Consider the following 16,203-nt stretch of genomic DNA (forward strand, 5'->3'; position numbering starts at 1 on the left):
CGCCCGGCACGCCCCGTCAGCCGAATTCGAACTGAACGACCGTGCGTCCCGGTCGGCTTTCGACCGCCAGCCGGGCGCCGACGGCGCCGGCACGCTCCATGAGCGCCCGCGGCACCTGGGACGCATCGAAACCCCGGCCGTCGTCGATCACGCGTAACTGCACCCTTCCGGCCGGCGCTTCCGACTCGATACGCAGCGTCTTCGCCTGGGCGTGCTGCATCACGTTGGAAACCGCCTCGAACAGCAGGAACTGCAATTGCCGCATGCCTTGCGCGTCGAGCCCCTTTACCGTCGGCACCTCTTCTACGCCCCACTCCAGCTGGATGCCCGCGGCCGCCAGGCGCGGCTCCAGCCGGTAGCGCAGCGCCGCCAGCAGGGCGCCCACGTCGCCCGGCGGCAGGTGAATGGAGTCGATCGAGAGCTTGAGCTGGTCGAGTGAGTCGCGCAGCGTGCGCAGCAGCTCTTCGGGGCTGGCCTGGCCCGACTGCAGCTGCCGGATGGCCGAGCTGATGTGCGAGCCCACGCCGTCGTGCATGTCGCGCAGGATGCGTTCCCGCTCATGGGTGCGCGCCTGGTCGCGCGCCACCTGCTCCAGCGCCGCGAAGGTCGATGCGAGCTCGCGTTCGCGCTGCGCCACCCGCTGGGCCAGTGCCGCCACCGAACCGCGTGCTTCGATGCTGGCAGCGCGGAAGCGCCGCAGCACGATCAGCAGCAGCGCAATGCCGAAGAACACGGAGGAATAGCGCACCCACGTAGTTTCGCCATAGGCGTCGCTCAGGCGGATCACCAGCCAGTCACGGATGCCGAAGCCCAGCGTTGCCAGCGCGGCGGCGGCCACCAGCAGGCGCCCCAGGTTCGGTCGCCGCACAGTCGCCACCACGAAGGCGCAGACGAACAGCGCAATGAAAACGATCTCCGCCGCAAGCCAGCCGGTAAGCCAATACGGCTCCTCGCGGAACAGCGCCATCGAACTCGCGGCGACCGTTCCGGCGACCACTCCTGCCATTGGCCACCGCAGCCAGCGCATGCGGGGCCTGTGGTCCCAGCCCGCCAGGTGGTAGCAGAACATCATGGCGGACGCCGCCCAGCCGGCATAGCAGGCGGCCATGAGCACGCCCCAGGCCGGCCAAGGCAGGGGCGGTTCGGCAATCACGCCGTCGGCCACGCGCAATGCCCAGCAGAATTCGGCGAGCGCCGTCCAGAAATAAATGCCGTCGCGCCGATGCCGCCCCACGGCGTCGGCGTCCACCTGCGTGAGCCACAGCGCCAGTGCAATGCCGCCGACGATGAGGCTGAAGGCACTCAGGAGCACCGAGCCGGTAAAGCGCCAGCCATAGGCCGTTTCGAAAAGCTCGGTGCGCACCGGCATGGCCGGCCCGATCGTCACGCGCGAAAGCCCGGCCCGCCGGGCGCTGTCGGCGCGAATGCGAATCTGCAGGCGGTTGTCGCCGGCTTTCAGCAAATGCCCCGGAATCGGCACATAGATGGGTGCCTTGGCGTAGTCAGGCCCGTTGCCGCGGCCGAGATCTCCGTAGACCTGAAGTAACGCGTCGTTGAGCGACACCTCGAGGACGTTGCCGACGCGCGGAATGAAGATGCCCCACGGCGTCTCGGGCGCGGCGTCGAGCGTGAACGGCAGTTCGAAGCTCGCGAAGCCGGGGCGCCCGCGGTGCTGGCGATCCCAGTGGTAGGAAAGCTCGACGGGCGCCGTCTGCGTGACGCCGTCGACGGTGACGGTGGCAGTGCCGCTGCGCAGTTCAAGGGGGCCATCCGCCGCCGCGGCACCCGCCGGCGCAAGCAGGACTATCGCAAGCCAGAGCGCGAGCAGCGCCCTCCACGGCCTTGCGAACATGCGCCCCGGCACACGGTTCACCCGGGGTGGGACAGCAGGCCGAGGCGCGTGGCTTCGAACACCGCCTCGCTCTTGGAATGCACCGCCAGCTTGCCGTAGAGATTCTTGATGTGGGTCTGCACCGTGTGCACGCTCAACCCCTTGAGCCGGGCGATTTCGGCATAGGAAAAGCCGCGCGCGATCAGCGTCAGCACCTCGTGTTCGCGGGCAGAGAGCAGGCTGGGCGCCGTGCTGTCGATGGTGGCCGCCTGGGGCACCGCCGCGGCGGGCATGCCCGCCGTTTGCAGGCTGCGGTACTTGGCAAGCACCCGCCGCGCGATCATGGGCGAGATCGGCGATGCACCGGCCTTCATCTCGACGATGGTCTGCGCGATGTCCTCGGGTGCCGCGTCCTTGTGGATGTAGCCGACCGCGCCGGCCTCGATGCTGGAAAGCACGTTTTCCTCGTCACCGAAGACCGAGATCACCAGCGGCTCGCAGCCCGGAAAGCGCGCGACGGCCTCGCGGATCACGTCCAGCCCGCTGCCGTCGGGCATGCCAAGGTCGACCAGCAGCACATCAGGGATGGTGGCGGTCTGCGCAAGCCATGCCAACGCCTCGTGCACGGTGCCGGCGCTTCCAAGCCAGAAGAGGCTTGCGCTGCGCTGCACGCTGGCCTCGAAGAAGGCACGCGCGCGGCTGTCGTCCTCGACCACGAGCACGCCCCAGCGGCGCGCCGTTCCGGGATCAGGAGCCTCAATATTCATGGGCTTAGCATAAGCCGCCACGCCGATTCAAAAGGCCGCGGCACCTCCCATCTTCATGGGATGCAGGCACCGATCACGGACCGCGAAACTTCGCGTCGCTTGCAAAAACACAACAACGCCGGGCGGACTTGGCCACTCCTGGTGCATCAGCTGAGTACTTTCGGGTTCCGGGACACGGCTCGCGCCCGATCGGATGCAGAAAAATCCCGCGGCCCGGAGATTCCAGTGGTAAACATTCACCTCCCCGCACGAAGCCTGCATGCGAGAGCCCTCACCGGCCGCCGCGCCCCGCACGAGGACCTCATGCAAAATTACCCGGCTCCTTCTATGGAGTTGCGTCGAACGCAACATTTTCAGTCTCCGCCTCGCATGGATCCGAAAACCACTCACCTGTTGTATCTGCACGGTTTCCGCTCCTCGCCCCGCTCGACCAAGGCGCGGCTGATGGCGCGGCGCGTGGCGCTGGAGCACCCCAACCTGCAGTGGTGGTGTCCGCAGCTGCCGCCTTCTCCGCGCGAAGCGATCGACATGGTGATGAAAGGCATTGCCGACTGGCCGCGCAAGTCGATGGCCGTGGTCGGCTCCTCGCTCGGCGGCTTCTACGCCACCTACGTTGCGGGAATGACGCGCTGCCGCACCGTGCTGCTCAACCCCGCCGTGCACCCCGCGCGCGATCTGCAGCTCTACATCGGCGACCAGACCACGTGGCAAGACCCGGCCGAGCACTTCTATTTCCGGCCGGAGTACATCCAGGAGCTGCGCACCATGGAGGTTGGCGCCCTCACTCGCCCCGAGCGCGTGCTGGCCATCATCGCCAAGGGCGACGAGGCGCTCGACTGGCACGAAATGTCCGCGCGCTACCCCGACAGCAACATCAAGCTGCTCGAGGGAGGCGACCACGCGCTGTCCGATTTCGAGCAGAACCATCTGGACGACGTCATCGACTTCATCAACCCGGTCTGAGTCCCTCCGGCGCCGGGCGGCGGGCCGGGTCCAGCGTGGGACAATCGGCTCATGTTTGTATTGTTTGAAGAAGCCGGCAAGTACCTCGGCGGCCGCGTGCTGTCGGAGGCCGAAGCATCGGCGCAGGTCGAGCTCGACACCGGCAAGCGCGTCAAGGTCAAGGGCGCCAATATCGTCCTGCGTTTCGAGAAACCGGCCCCGGCCGAGCTGATTGCCGAAGCGCGCGCCATTGCCGCCACCATGGACCTCGACCTCGCATGGGAATTTGCGGCCGAAGGCGAATTCGGCTTTGCAGAACTCGCAGCCGACTATTTCAGCGACAAGCCCACGCTCGCGCAGCAGGCCGCCGCGCTGTTCGCGCTGTTCGAGGCACCGCACTACTTTCGCCGCGCAGGCAAAGGGCGCTTCAAGAAGGCGCCGGCCGAAATCGTGCAGCAGGCGCTGGCCGCCATCGAGAAGAAAAAAGTCGTCCAGGCGCAAATCGTCGAGTGGGCCGGGCAACTGGCCGAGGGTGTGTGCCCGCAGCCGATCCGCGAGCAGCTCTACAAGATTCTTTTCAAACCCGACAAGAACGCGCCCGAGTACAAGGCCGTGGTCGACGCCGCGCGCGCCACGCAGCGCCCGCCGCTCGAGTTGCTGGAGCGCGCCGGCGCCATCGATTCGCCCTACCAGTTCCACTGGCGCCGCTTCCTTTTCGAGAATTTTCCCAAGGGCACGGGTTTTCCGGCGCTCGCCGCACCGGCCATCGCCGACGACCTGCCATTGGCTGCCGGCGTGCAGGCTTTCTCGATCGACGATTCGCAGACCACCGAAATCGACGATGCGCTGTCGGTCCAGGGCCTGGGCAGCGGCACCGTTACGGTCGGCATCCATATTGCGGCGCCGGGCCTTGCGCTCACGCCTGGCAGCGCCATCGACCAGGTGGCGCGCTCGCGCATGTCCACGGTCTACATGCCGGGCCACAAGATCACCATGCTGCCCGACGAAGTGGTCAGCGCCTACACGCTGCTCGAAGGCGGCGATCGGCCGGCGGTGTCGCTCTACGTGCGCTTCGACGAAGCCACGCTTGAACTGCAATCGACCGAGACCAAGCTCGAACGCGTGCCCATCGTGGCCAACCTGCGGCACGACCAGCTCGACAGCATCGTCACGCAGCCCTGGCTCGAAGACGCCTCGTTCACGAGCGAGAACACGCCCGAGGCGGCTGCGAACCTGCGTGCACCGCTCTCCTTCCTGTTCCGTCTTGCAAAGCAACTGAAAGCCCAGCGCGAAGTGGTGCGCGGCAAGCCCGAGAACTTCAACCGGCCCGACTACAACTTTCGCCTCGTCGGCAATGACGGCGAGCCGGACGGCAGCGAGCAGGTGCAGATCACCACGCGCCAGCGCGGTGCGCCGCTCGACCTGATCGTGTCCGAGGCAATGATCCTGGCCAACAGCAGCTGGGGCGGCTGGCTCGGCGAGCTCGGCGTGCCCGGGCTCTACCGCAGCCAGGCCAGCCTGGCGCCGGGCATCAAGGTGCGCATGGGCACGCGGGCCCTGCCGCATGCGGGCCTGGGCGTGAAGAGCTATGCCTGGAGCACCTCGCCGCTGCGCCGCTACACCGACCTGGTGAACCAGTGGCAGATCATCGCGGCCGCGCGCCACGGCAAGACGGCCGCGCTGGCCGCACCCTTCAAGCCGAAGGACGCCGACCTGTTCTCGATTCTCTCGGGCTTCGACGCGGCCTACGCAACCTACAACGCCTACCAGGGCGGCATGGAACGCTTCTGGACGCTCAAGTACCTCGAGCAGCAAGGCATCACCGAGCTTGAAGTCACCGTCATCAAGGACATTCAGAACGGCGCGCTGGTGCGTGCGGACACACTGCCGCTGGTGTTTCCGGTAGCGGGCCAGCAGGAGCGCGGTGCGCGCCTGCGCGTGAAGCTCGGCGAGATCGACGAAATTGCGCTCGACGTGCATGGCACCGTGCTCGAGCGCCTCGACGCGCCCAAGGCGGACGCCGCAGCCGATGAGGAAAGCGGCGACGAGGAAGAAGAAGTGGCCGGTCCCATCGCCATTGCGGTCGACCTCACCGACAGCGAGCCGGCACCGGAGAACACGCCGGCGTGAGCGCCGCGCGCACATAAAAACCATTCAATGAGCCGCGAGGAGCGTCGTCAATGAACTTCAGGGATCTGAGCACGCTGCAGATTGCACTCGGTGTGTCGATCATCGCGCACGCCGCGCTTCTGACGGTGCGCTTCGTCGACCCTGAATCGTTCAACCGGGTCTTCAGCGACACGCCGCTCGAAGTGATCCTGGTCAACAGCAAGACCAACGAAAAGCCCGACGCCACCGCCCGCGTCATGGCGCAAACCTCGCTGGCGGGCGGCGGAGACCTCGAACGGGGCCGCGCCACCAGCCCGCTGCCGCCGTCGAGCTTTACCGCCGTGGGCGACTCCGCCGAGGAAGCGCAGCGCCAGGTCGAGACCATGCAGGCACAGCAGATGCAGCTGCTCGCGCAACTCAAGCGCGACCTGGCCGCCATGCCCGCACCCGATCCGCGCGTTTCGGGCGACCCGAAGGAAGCCGTGGCCCGCGAGGAAAAGCGGCGCCAGATGGTCGAGCTGCTGGCCGAAATCGAACGGCGCGTGAACGAAGAAAACGCCCGCCCCAAGAAGCGCTACCTGAGCCCTTCCACGCGCGAGGCGGCCTATGCCATCTACGTGGACACGCTGCGCCGCCGCATCGAAGTGCGGGGCACCGAGAACTTTCCCACGGCCGCCGGCAAGAAGCTCTACGGCCAGCTCAAGATGACGATCACCATCAACCACGACGGCAAGATCCTCGACACCGTGGTCGATGAAAGCTCCGGCGACACCACGCTCGACCGGCGCGCCAAGGCCATCGTGCACAGCATCGGCAACTTCGGCAAGTTCACCGATGCCATGCGCAAGCAAACCGACCAGATCGTGCTGCAGTCGCGCTTCAAGTTCACGCGCGACGAAACCATCGAGCTCACGTCTCAATAGCAACCCAATAGCAACACCAGCAAACCACGGCGCCATGGACCTGTACTGCGTAATGGGCAACCCCGTCGAGCACAGCCGCTCGCCGCGCATCCACGCCCGATTTGCCGAACTCTGCGGCCAACAGCTGGAATACACCCGGCGGCTCGTGCCGATCGGCGCCTTCGCCGAAGGCGTCGCCGGCTTCCGGAGAGAAGCTGCGGAGCAGGGCAACGCCGCGCGCGGCTGCAATGTCACGGTGCCATTCAAGTTCGATGCCGCTGCAATTGCACAGCACACCAGCGAACGAGCGCAGCTCGCGCAGGCGGTGAACATGCTGCACTTCGAAGCGGACGGCAGCATTCACGCCGACAACACCGACGGCATCGGTCTGGTCAACGACATCGTTCGCAACGCCGCCGTGCCTTTGGCAGGCTGCGAACTGCTGCTCATCGGCGCGGGCGGCGCTGCCGCGGGCGTGCTTGGGCCGTTGCTCGATGCGGGCGCCTCGCGCATCGTGGTGGCCAACCGAACCGTCGGCAAGGCCATGGCACTGGTGCAGCGCCATGCGGCCCTGGCCTTGCGCCACGGCGCCACGCTCGAAGCATGGGCGCTCGACGAAGTACCTGGCAATTTCGACGTGGTGATCAACGCCACCGCCTCCAGCCTTGCGGGCGATGCGGTACCGGTACGCGCGCAGGTGCTGCGCCCCGGTGCGCTCGCGATCGACCTGATGTACGGCCCCGCCGCCGCCGGCTTCATTGCGTGGGCCGAAGCGCACGGCGCCGTAGGACGCGACGGACTCGGCATGCTGGTCGAGCAGGCGGCCGAGGCTTTCGAGGCCTGGCGCGGCGTGCGCCCGCCCGCCGCACAGGTGCTGGCCGAACTGCGCGCCTCGCTCGCCGCCGGCCAATGAAGGGGCTGCTACGGCTGATTGGCTGCCTGCTGGTGGCGGGCGTGGCGCTTGAGCTTTTCTTTGTGGCGCGCATAGCGGCCATGGCCGTGATCGCTCCGCAGAGCACGGCGTTCCAGCGCTCGGAAGCCTGGCAGATCGCCATTCACCAGGGCAGCAAGGGCGCCTGGCGCCAAGAGTGGGTGCCCTACGCGCAGATCAGCGACAACCTCAAGCGGGCAGTCATCGCCAGCGAAGATGCCGACTTCATCGACCACAACGGCGTGGAATGGGAAGCCATCGAACGCGCCCGGCAGCGCAATGCCAAGGCCGAGGAGCTTGCGGCCCGGCGCGCGGCACGTGCCATTGCGCGGGGCAAGCCGGTGCGGCCGGTGCAGCTGCGCGGCGGCTCCACCATCACACAGCAGTTGGCAAAGAACCTGCTGCTCTCCGGCGAGCGCACACTGCTGCGCAAGGGCCAGGAGCTGGTGCTTGCCATGACGCTCGAGGTGCTGCTCGACAAGCGGCGCATCCTCGAGATCTATCTCAACAATGTCGAATGGGGCGAAGGGGTATTCGGCGCCGAAGCCGCAGCCCAGTACTACTTCAAGAAACCCGCCTCGCGACTGAGTGCCGGCGAGGCCGCACGCCTGGCGGTGATGCTGCCCAGCCCCAAGTTCTTCGAGCGCCGGCTGGGCTCTTCTTACCTCAACGGACGGGCTTCGACCATCGTGGCGCGCATGCCGTCGGCCGAGCTGCCCTGACGGCGCCGCACAGCGCTTCGATGGCCAGCACGGCCGCAAAGCCGATCAGGTAGGCCAGCACGTCCCACCAATCGGCCGTACTGCCGAGCACGATGCGCAGCGCGCGGTTCGGAATGTGCAGGTGCCAGGCCGATGCCAGGAACTGGCCCAGCTCAACCGCCAAGCCCACCCCGAGCGCGGCCAGCGCCAATGGCAGCACGCGCGCGGCAAAGAAGGTCTTGAAGACGACGTAGACCCACGCCACGGCCAGCACGTCGCCGAAGAAACTCCGCAGCCAGCCCCATCGCGCGCCGACGGTGGCCAGCAGCACGAGAACAAAGAACAGGGCCACCGCCCACACCAGAGAAAGAGGATCGAAACGCCATCGCATGACCCGTATCATCGCGCCCATGCTGGCAAAGCTCACAGGTTGGTTGTTGTTGGGGATCGTCCGGTTGCTCACGGGGGCCCAAGCGCGCTGGTATGGCTGCCCGCCCAAGGCCGAGCAGCGCATCTATTTCGCGAACCATCAGAGCCACGCCGACCTCGTGATGATCTGGGCCGCCCTGCCTGAAGAGCTGCGCAGCATCACCCGGCCCATTGCAGCGCGCGACTACTGGGCCAACACGCCGTTCAAGCGTTGGATCACGACCGAGGTGTTCAACGCGGTGTATGTTGAACGGGCGGCCGCTGCGCCCGCTTCGGCAGCACCGGCGGCAGCCGCTGCGGCGGAACCTGAGGCGCCGCCCGCGCCAGTACGCGACACCGTTGCAGCGCCAGCCGAGCGCATCGAGCCTTCGATGGAGCCGTTGCTGCCGCTGGCTCCAGCGGCGCAGACCGTCGTCGATGTGGCCCCCGAGGCTTTCGACGAGATTCAAGGGCGGCTCGATCTTCCCGCGCCGCCGCCCCCGGTCGCGCCCCCTGTCGAACCACCGTCCGTCGCGCCGGAAACAGCGCCTTCGGAACCCGCTGCAGCTCCCACCTCCGATCCGCTCGCACCCTTGGTCGAAGCACTGCGCAGCGGCGACTCGATCATCATCTTTCCCGAAGGCACGCGCGGCCACACGGGCGAGCCGCAGAAGTTCAAGTCGGGCCTCTACACGCTCGCGACAATGTTTCCTGACGTGGTGCTGGTGCCCGCATGGATCGACAACGTGCAGCGCGTCATGCCCAAGGGCGAGATCGTGCCGGTACCGATCCTGTGTTCCGTGACCTTCGGTGCGCCAATCCGCGCGGAAGAAGGCGAAGAGCGCCGCCCTTTCCTCGATCGCGCGCGTGCTGCGGTGATTGCTTTGCGCGATGTTTGAAATGAAGGCTTTTTCTTTGCGTGGTGTTTTTTGCGGGCCGTCTTCGAGGCGCGCCCCCGCCGACGGGGTACCTTTCTCCGCGAATGTCCCCCGGCCTGCGGCCTCCTCCTTTATTTCGCTGCGCAAGGCACCCCGCCAGCGGGAGCGTGATTCAGAGCAGTCGTTGATCAGCGGTACACCCAGAGCGTGCCCAGGTGCACAGGGCATCGGGTACTCCCCGCAGCGAAATAAAGGAGGAGGGGCGCAGCCCCGGGGGACATTCGCGGAGGGGAGTACCCGGTGGCCTTTGCACAAGCCCCGAACAACAGCGCCTAGAACGCAGTCCCCAACAACGCGCGAAGGAAAACTGACATGAACCAGTTCCTGCGCAGCCTCACCCCGACCCAGCAAGTCGCGACCCTGTTCCTCATCGTCTTCGGCCTGCTCGTGATCGCAAGCACAGCGGCGCTCTTCCTGAGCTTCAGGGAACGCCGCAACCCCGTGCACGACGCCACCTGGCAAGCCGAACTCGCCCACTATCGCAAGCTGCTGGGCACCACCTGGTTCATGGTCATCGTGTTCTGGGTTGGCTGGGCCTTGGGCGAAACCGTGGCCACCGTGCTGTTCGCGCTCATCGCCTTCTTCGCACTGCGCGAGTTCATCACCCTTTCGCCCACACGCCGCGGCGACCACCGCAGCCTGATCCTGGCCTTCTTCGTGGTGCTGCCGATCCAGTTCTGGCTCGTGGCCACCGCCCGCTTCGACCTGTTCACCGTGTTCATTCCGGTCTACGTGTTCCTTGCGATTCCGGTCGCAAGCGCACTCGCCAACGACCCCAGCCACTTTCTCGAGCGCAACGCCAAGCTGCAATGGGGCATCATGGTCTGCGTCTACGGCATGAGCCACGTGCCGGCGCTGCTTCTGCTGAGCTTTCCGGGCTACGAAGGCAAGAGCGCGTTCCTCGTTTTCTTCCTGGTGTTCGTGGTGCAGACCTCGGTGCTGGTGCAGCACGTGATCTCACGCCGCTCGCAGCGCAAGCCCTTTGCGCCCAACGTCAGCCGCAGCTTCAACTGGACCAGCTGGGGCATCGGCATCGTGGTGGCCAGCCTGGTGGGTGCGCTGTTCTCGTTCATTACGCCTTTCAAGTTCGGCCAGGCGCTGGCCGTCTCGTTCATCGCCTGCATCGCCGGCTCCATGGGCCACCTGGTGATGAAGGCGCTCAAGCGCGACCGCGGCATTCCCAACTGGGGCAAGAAAGGGGTCGGCGTGACCGGCGCCAATGGCCTGCTCGACCGGGTGGACGCACTGTGTTTTGCGGCGCCCATCTTCTTTCATTCGATCCGCTGGTACTTCAACGTCTGACGACATGCGCATTCTCGGTATCGACCCCGGCCTCCTAACCACCGGCTTCGGCGTGGTGGATGCGGACGGCCACGCGCTGCGCTACGTTGCAAGCGGCACCATCAGCACCCGACACCTGGGCAGCGGCAACCTGCCGGCGCGCCTCAAGGTGCTGTTCGACGGCATTGCCGAAATCGCCGAGCGCTACCAGCCCGACGCTTCGGCGGTCGAAATCATTTTCGTCAACGTCAACCCGCAGTCGACGCTCCTGCTGGGCCAGGCGCGCGGCGCCTGCGTAACCTCGCTGGTGAACAGCAAGCTCACAGTGGCTGAATACACCGCGCTGCAAATGAAGAAAGCCGTGGCCGGCCACGGCCAGGCTGCCAAGGCACAGGTACAAGAAATGGTGAAGCGCCTGCTCGACCTACCGGGCTTGCCGGGCGCGGACGCAGCCGATGCGCTAGGCATTGCCATCACGCATGCGCAGGTGGGCCGTTCGATGGCACGGCTGGCCGAAGCGGCCGATCTGTCGAAAACGCACGCCGGCACCTACCGGCAAGGCCGCTCGAGGTAGCGCCGTTCAGGCGCTCATCAATGGCGCGGCGCAAGCCAGGCCTGCTACCAGCTAGGCCACCCGCTCGGCGATCAGCACCGCAAAGAAGCCGAACGCCGCGAGCAACGTCCACTTGAGCACGATCCAGCCGAAGCGCCGGTACTTGACCTGCCCTGTTCCCGCATAGAACGCGAACGACACGCCCGCCACCAGCAAAAGCAGCAGGATGGCCCAACGGAAGACAAGCATTGCGTGGCGAGAGGAACTGAAGAACCGGCCTGCTACCAGGCCCGCGCCACTTCGCCGAAACCGCGCGGTGCGCGCTTCTCGTCTTCGAAAGTGACGATCTCGTAAGCGTCGCTGTGGGTGAGCAGTTCACGCAGCAGCTTGTTGTTGAGCGCGTGGCCCGAACGGAACGCGGTGTAGGCGGCCAGCAGCGGCTTGCCGATGATGTACAGGTCGCCCATTGCGTCGAGGATCTTGTGCTTCACGAACTCGTCGTCGTAGCGCAGCCCGCCGGCATTGAGCACCTTGGTGTCGTCCATCACGATGGCGTTGTCCAGCCCGCCGCCGAGCGCCAGGCCCTTGCTGCGCATGTACTCGACTTCCTTCGTGAAGCCGAAGGTGCGTGCGCGCGCGATGTCGCGGCTGTAGGAGTCTTTGCCGAGATCGAACTCCACGCGCTGGCCGGTGGAATTGACCACGCGGTGATCGAAGTCGATCTCGAAGCTCAGCTTGTAGCCGTGATACGGCTCCAAGCTTGCCCACTTCTCGTTGGCGCCCTCGCCTTCGCGCACCTCGACCTTGCGGGTCACGCGGATGAAACGGCGCGGCGCCTTCTGCAGCTCGATGCCCGCGCTTTGCAGCAAAAACACGAACGAAGAGGCCGACCCGTCGAGGATCGGCACTTCGTCGGCCGTGATGTCGATGTAGAGGTTGTCGATGCCCAGGCCCGCGCAGGCCGACATCAGGTGTTCGACCGTCTGCACCTTCGCCCCGCCGGTCGAGACCGTGGAAGCCAGGCGCGTATCGGTCACCGCTTCGGCGGTCATGCGGATGTCGACCGGCTCGGGCAGGTCGACGCGCCGGAACACGATGCCGGTGTCCGCCGGAGCCGGGCGCAGCGTGAGCTCCACGCGTTGCCCGCTGTGAAGCCCCACGCCCACGGCGCGGCTGATCGACTTGAGAGTTCTTTGTTGCAGCACGCCCGGGATTTTAGGCGGGCGACGGGCGTGGCGGCCTATGCCCCTCGCTATGGCACCGATAGACATAGGTTCTATTTCAAGCGGGGGCGATGGACGCAAAGGGCACGAAGCGAACGCAGCGCCTAGAGCGGCGGAAGTCCCTTTCAGGTCTTCCCCGTACCCCTTGCGAACCTTCGTGCCCTCTGCGTTCGGTGGCCTGGCCTCAGTCAGCCTGACGGCGCAGGAAGGCGGGGATCTCGAAGTCGTCCATGCCGCCCGAAGACAGCGCGTCCACCTTGGCCGCGGCCATCGTGCGGTTGGTACGCCACACGCTGGGAACCGCCATGCCGTCGTAGTTGGGCTGGCTCACGCCGTGGCCGCCGTGGCCTGCATGGCCCGTACCGCCGAGCGTGGGCACGTTGAACGGGATGTTGTCGGTGCCGGTGCGGATCACTTCGAGCGTCGGTGCCTGGCGGCGTGCGTCGGCGCGCGAGAGGCCGGTGGCCACCACGGTCACGCGCATTTCGTCGCCCAGGCTCTCGTCGTAGGCCGCGCCGTAGATTACGTGCGCATCGGGCGAGGCGTAGGCGCGGATGGTGTTCATCGCGAGCTTCGACTCGTTCAGCTTCAGCGAACCCTTCGACGCGGTCACCAGCACCAGCACGCCCTTGGCGCCCGAAAGGTCGATGCCTTCGAGCAGCGGGCACGCCACGGCCTGTTCGGCGGCGATGCGGGCGCGGTCGGGGCCGGCAGCGGCTGCAGTGCCCATCATGGCCTTGCCCGGCTCGCCCATCACGGTGCGCACGTCTTCGAAGTCGACGTTCACGCCGCCGTACTCGTTGATGATTTCCGAGATGCCGCCCACGGCGTTCTTCAGCACGTCGTTGGCGTGCGCGAAGGCTTCGTCCTGGGTGATGTCCTCGCCCAGCACGTCGAGCAGCTTCTCGTTGAGCACCACGATCAGCGAGTCGACATTGGCTTCGAGCTCAGCCAGGCCGGCGTCGGCGTTGGTCATGCGGCGGCCACCTTCCCAGTCGAAGGGCTTGGTCACCACACCCACGGTGAGGATGCCCATTTCCTTTGCCACGCGTGCGATCACGGGGGCGGCGCCGGTGCCGGTGCCGCCGCCCATGCCGGCCGTGATGAACAGCATGTGCGCGCCGTCGATGGCCGCGCGAATGTCGTCCACCGCGGCTTCGGCCGCATCACGGCCCTTGTCGGGCTTGCTGCCGGCGCCCAGGCCGCTGGTGCCCAGCTGGATGATCTTGTGTGCGTTGCTGCGCTGGAGCGCCTGCGCGTCGGTGTTGGCGCAGACGAACTGAACGCCCTGCACGCCACGCTCCATCATGTGCGCGACGGCATTGCCGCCGCCGCCGCCGACTCCGATCACCTTGATCTGAGTGCCTTGGTTGAATTCTTCGACTTCGATCATTTCGATGGTCATTTCTAACTCCTTGAATTTTGCAGTTGCCGTTGTGTATCTATGAATTTTTCTGGTGTCTTGACGAGTTCAACGTAGCCGTCGTCGCGGCGGTGGACCTGTGCGCCGCCATCGCTCGTTGAAATGCAAGGGAGGGCCGCCGCGTGCGAGCCAGAGTGGGGAGTGATTCATGGTCAGAAGTTCCCCACGATGAAGTCCTTGAAACGTCCGAACGCAGTCTTTACGGATCCGTTCTTCTGCGCGACCTTGAAGCCGCGCATGCGTGCGAAGCGCGCTTCTTCGAGCAGGCCCATCACAGTGGCGGCGCGCGGCTGCGCGACCATGTCGGACAACGCGCTCGAATACTTCGGAATGCCGCGCCGCACCGGCTTCAGGAAAATGTCTTCGCCGAGCTCGACCATGCCGGGCATCACTGCGCTGCCGCCCGTGAGCACCACGCCCGAAGACAGCACCTCTTCGTAGCCCGACTCGCGCACCACCTGCTGCACCAGCGAAAAGATTTCTTCGATGCGCGGTTCGATCACACCGGCCAGCGCCTGCTTGCTCAGCATGCGCGGGCCGCGGTCGCCGAGGCCGGGCACTTCCACCTGCTGGTCCGGATCGGCCAGCAATTGCTTGGCGTAGCCGCTCTCGACCTTGATGTCTTCCGCGTCCTTGGTGGGCGTGCGCAGCGCCATCGCGATGTCGCTGGTAATCAGGTCGCCCGCAATCGGAATCACCGCGGTATGGCGGATCGCGCCGTTGGTGAAGATCGCCACGTCGGTGGTGCCCGCGCCAATGTCGACCAGCACCACGCCGAGCTCGCGTTCGTCCTCGGTCAGCACCGCCTGGCTCGAGGCCAGCGGGTTGAGCATCAGTTGGTCGACCTCGAGGCCGCAGCGGCGCACGCACTTGATGATGTTCTCGGCCGCGCTTTGCGCGCCGGTCACGATGTGCACCTTGGCTTCGAGCCGCATGCCGCTCATGCCGATCGGCTCCTTCACGTCCTGGCCGTCGATCACGAACTCCTGCGGCTCCACCAGCAACAGGCGCTGGTCGCTCGAGATGTTGATGGCGCGCGCGGTTTCCACCACGCGGGCCACGTCGGCGGGCGTGACTTCCTTGTCCTTCACCGCCACCATGCCGCTCGAATTGATGCCGCGGATGTGGCTGCCGGTAATGCCCGTGTAGACGCGGCTGATCTTGCAGTCGGCCATCAGCTCGGCCTCTTTCAAGGCCTGCTGGATGCTCTGCACGGTGGCGTCGATGTTCACCACCACGCCGCGCTTCAGTCCGTTGCTCGGCGCAATGCCGAGTCCGGCCAGCTTGAGTTCACCGCCGGGCAGCACCTCGGCCACCACCACCATCACCTTGGCGGTGCCGATGTCGAGTCCGACAACCAGGTCTTTGTATTCTTTGGGCATTGAATGTCCTCGGTATTCGCTATTTACTTCTTCTTGGTCTTCGGGTCGGTAACGACCGTGGTGACGCCACGAAGGCGCAACGCATAGGCATCGTTGTGGCGCAGATCGGCCCCTTCGACGTCCGCCGCGGTGCGGTGGTATTGGCCCGCGACTTGCGTCACGGTTTTCAGGAAACGTTGCGCACGCGCGGCCACTTCTTCGGGCTGGCCGCGGCCGAGCTCGATTTCGGCGCCGCTGTTCAGCACCACCTTCCAGCTGCCCCGGCTCGAAAGCGTGAGCTCGTCGACGCTGAAGTCGTAGGGCTGGAAGATCGGCGCAATCACGCGGTACATGCCCAGCACCTGGCCGGCCTGTTCGATGGGACCGTCGAGCCGCGGCAGGCGGTCGTCGACCTCGGCCACGTTGGCTTCGAACACATCGCCGAAGCCGTTGATCAGCTTCGAACCCGCCTCGTCGCCCCAGTTGGCCACCGGCACCTGCTCGGTCAGCGTGACGCGCAGCTTGTTCGGAAACTCGCGCCGCACCACCGCCTTGCGCACCCAGGGCACCGACTCGAAAGCCGTTCTCGCGCGGGCGAGATCGACCGTGAAGAAGTTGCCCGAAAGCTGGGGCGCCACATTCGCGCGCAGCGTCACGGCGTTGTTGTGCGTCACGTCGCCGTCGACCTTGATTCCGCCGATGGGAAAGAAAGGCTGCCGCAGCACCCACCATGCGCCCGCCGCCAGCAGCATGAGCGCCACCACCGCGAACGCGAGGTTCGAGACGATGTTCATGAGCTTGACGTCGAATGGCGCCTGGATGCTGTCGGCCAT

General features: G+C 66.1%; 16 protein-coding genes. 8 read left to right on the forward strand and 8 right to left on the reverse strand.

Annotated features, from left to right (window positions below; translation table 11 throughout):
* Positions 1 to 16: 16 nt before the first annotated feature.
* Both V9L21_RS15945 and V9L21_RS15950 read right to left on the reverse strand, forming a co-directional pair.
* Positions 17 to 1,873, reverse strand: a complete 1,857-nt coding sequence (locus V9L21_RS15945; protein WP_337313433.1) for a sensor histidine kinase — start codon at positions 1,871 to 1,873, stop codon at positions 17 to 19.
* Positions 1,870 to 2,598: a response regulator transcription factor gene (locus V9L21_RS15950; RefSeq protein ID WP_337313436.1), complete on the reverse strand. Its 729-nt coding sequence runs from the start codon at positions 2,596 to 2,598 to the stop codon at positions 1,870 to 1,872. Before V9L21_RS15950 ends, V9L21_RS15945 begins: the two co-directional genes overlap by 4 nt.
* A gap of 369 nt (positions 2,599 to 2,967) precedes the next feature.
* Here V9L21_RS15950 and V9L21_RS15955 point away from each other — a divergent pair, with 369 nt between their 5' ends.
* Genes V9L21_RS15955 through mtgA form a run of 5 tightly spaced genes read left to right on the forward strand, consistent with a single transcriptional unit; the run spans position 2,968 to position 8,204 of the window.
* Positions 2,968 to 3,561 carry a YqiA/YcfP family alpha/beta fold hydrolase gene (locus tag V9L21_RS15955; RefSeq protein ID WP_126747940.1) on the forward strand — a complete coding sequence of 198 codons (594 nt, stop codon included), beginning with the start codon at positions 2,968 to 2,970 and terminating at the stop codon, positions 3,559 to 3,561.
* 51 nt (positions 3,562 to 3,612) lie between these two features.
* A complete protein-coding gene (locus V9L21_RS15960; RefSeq protein WP_337313438.1) occupies positions 3,613 to 5,670 on the forward strand; it encodes a ribonuclease catalytic domain-containing protein in 2,058 nt (685 codons plus the stop codon).
* A gap of 50 nt (positions 5,671 to 5,720) precedes the next feature.
* The gene (locus tag V9L21_RS15965; RefSeq protein ID WP_337313441.1) at positions 5,721 to 6,572 is read left to right on the forward strand and encodes an energy transducer TonB; all 852 of its coding nucleotides are present in this window, start codon (positions 5,721 to 5,723) and stop codon (positions 6,570 to 6,572) included.
* Between the two features lie 34 nt (positions 6,573 to 6,606).
* On the forward strand, positions 6,607 to 7,464 hold the full coding sequence (gene aroE / locus V9L21_RS15970) for a shikimate dehydrogenase (protein WP_337313443.1): 858 nt from the start codon (positions 6,607 to 6,609) through the stop codon (positions 7,462 to 7,464).
* Entirely contained in the window at positions 7,461 to 8,204 is a 744-nt protein-coding gene (gene mtgA / locus V9L21_RS15975) for a monofunctional biosynthetic peptidoglycan transglycosylase (protein WP_337313445.1), read from the forward strand. Before aroE ends, mtgA begins: the two co-directional genes overlap by 4 nt.
* Here mtgA and V9L21_RS15980 read toward each other — a convergent pair.
* Complete coding sequence (locus tag V9L21_RS15980; protein ID WP_337313547.1) at positions 8,149 to 8,586, reverse strand: ribosomal maturation YjgA family protein; 438 nt, start codon at positions 8,584 to 8,586, stop codon at positions 8,149 to 8,151. The two genes, mtgA and V9L21_RS15980, sit on opposite strands and share 56 nt — an antisense overlap.
* 7 nt (positions 8,587 to 8,593) lie before the next feature.
* On the opposite strand from V9L21_RS15980, the gene V9L21_RS15985 reads away from it, so the two are divergent.
* From V9L21_RS15985 to ruvC, 3 genes are all read left to right on the forward strand, one after another.
* Positions 8,594 to 9,490 carry a lysophospholipid acyltransferase family protein gene (locus tag V9L21_RS15985; protein WP_337313549.1) on the forward strand — a complete coding sequence of 299 codons (897 nt, stop codon included), beginning with the start codon at positions 8,594 to 8,596 and terminating at the stop codon, positions 9,488 to 9,490.
* A 351-nt stretch (positions 9,491 to 9,841) separates the two neighbouring features.
* Complete coding sequence (locus tag V9L21_RS15990) at positions 9,842 to 10,831, forward strand: phosphatidate cytidylyltransferase (RefSeq protein ID WP_337313447.1); 990 nt, start codon at positions 9,842 to 9,844, stop codon at positions 10,829 to 10,831.
* A gap of 4 nt (positions 10,832 to 10,835) precedes the next feature.
* A complete protein-coding gene (gene ruvC / locus V9L21_RS15995; RefSeq protein ID WP_126747934.1) occupies positions 10,836 to 11,384 on the forward strand; it encodes a crossover junction endodeoxyribonuclease RuvC in 549 nt (182 codons plus the stop codon).
* 51 nt (positions 11,385 to 11,435) lie between these two features.
* Here ruvC and V9L21_RS16000 read toward each other — a convergent pair whose 3' ends face one another.
* The 5 genes from V9L21_RS16000 to V9L21_RS16020 all read right to left on the reverse strand — a co-directional run bounded on the left by V9L21_RS16000 (position 11,436) and on the right by V9L21_RS16020 (position 16,203).
* Complete coding sequence (locus tag V9L21_RS16000; RefSeq protein ID WP_165442064.1) at positions 11,436 to 11,612, reverse strand: hypothetical protein; 177 nt, start codon at positions 11,610 to 11,612, stop codon at positions 11,436 to 11,438.
* A 32-nt stretch (positions 11,613 to 11,644) separates the two neighbouring features.
* Positions 11,645 to 12,568 (reverse strand): UDP-3-O-acyl-N-acetylglucosamine deacetylase, encoded by a 924-nt coding sequence (gene lpxC, locus V9L21_RS16005; protein ID WP_165442063.1) that lies wholly within the window; start codon positions 12,566 to 12,568, stop codon positions 11,645 to 11,647.
* Between the two features lie 202 nt (positions 12,569 to 12,770).
* Complete coding sequence (ftsZ, locus tag V9L21_RS16010; protein ID WP_258504049.1) at positions 12,771 to 13,991, reverse strand: cell division protein FtsZ; 1,221 nt, start codon at positions 13,989 to 13,991, stop codon at positions 12,771 to 12,773.
* Between the two features lie 170 nt (positions 13,992 to 14,161).
* Positions 14,162 to 15,391, reverse strand: a complete 1,230-nt coding sequence (ftsA, locus tag V9L21_RS16015) for a cell division protein FtsA (RefSeq protein ID WP_013539446.1) — start codon at positions 15,389 to 15,391, stop codon at positions 14,162 to 14,164.
* 23 nt (positions 15,392 to 15,414) lie between these two features.
* Positions 15,415 to 16,203, reverse strand: coding sequence for a cell division protein FtsQ/DivIB (locus V9L21_RS16020; RefSeq protein ID WP_337313460.1), 789 nt, complete (start codon positions 16,201 to 16,203; stop codon positions 15,415 to 15,417).

Origin of the sequence: Variovorax sp. CCNWLW235 (genome assembly GCF_037204085.1) — a bacterium.
Lineage (GTDB): Bacteria > Pseudomonadota > Gammaproteobacteria > Burkholderiales > Burkholderiaceae_C > Variovorax.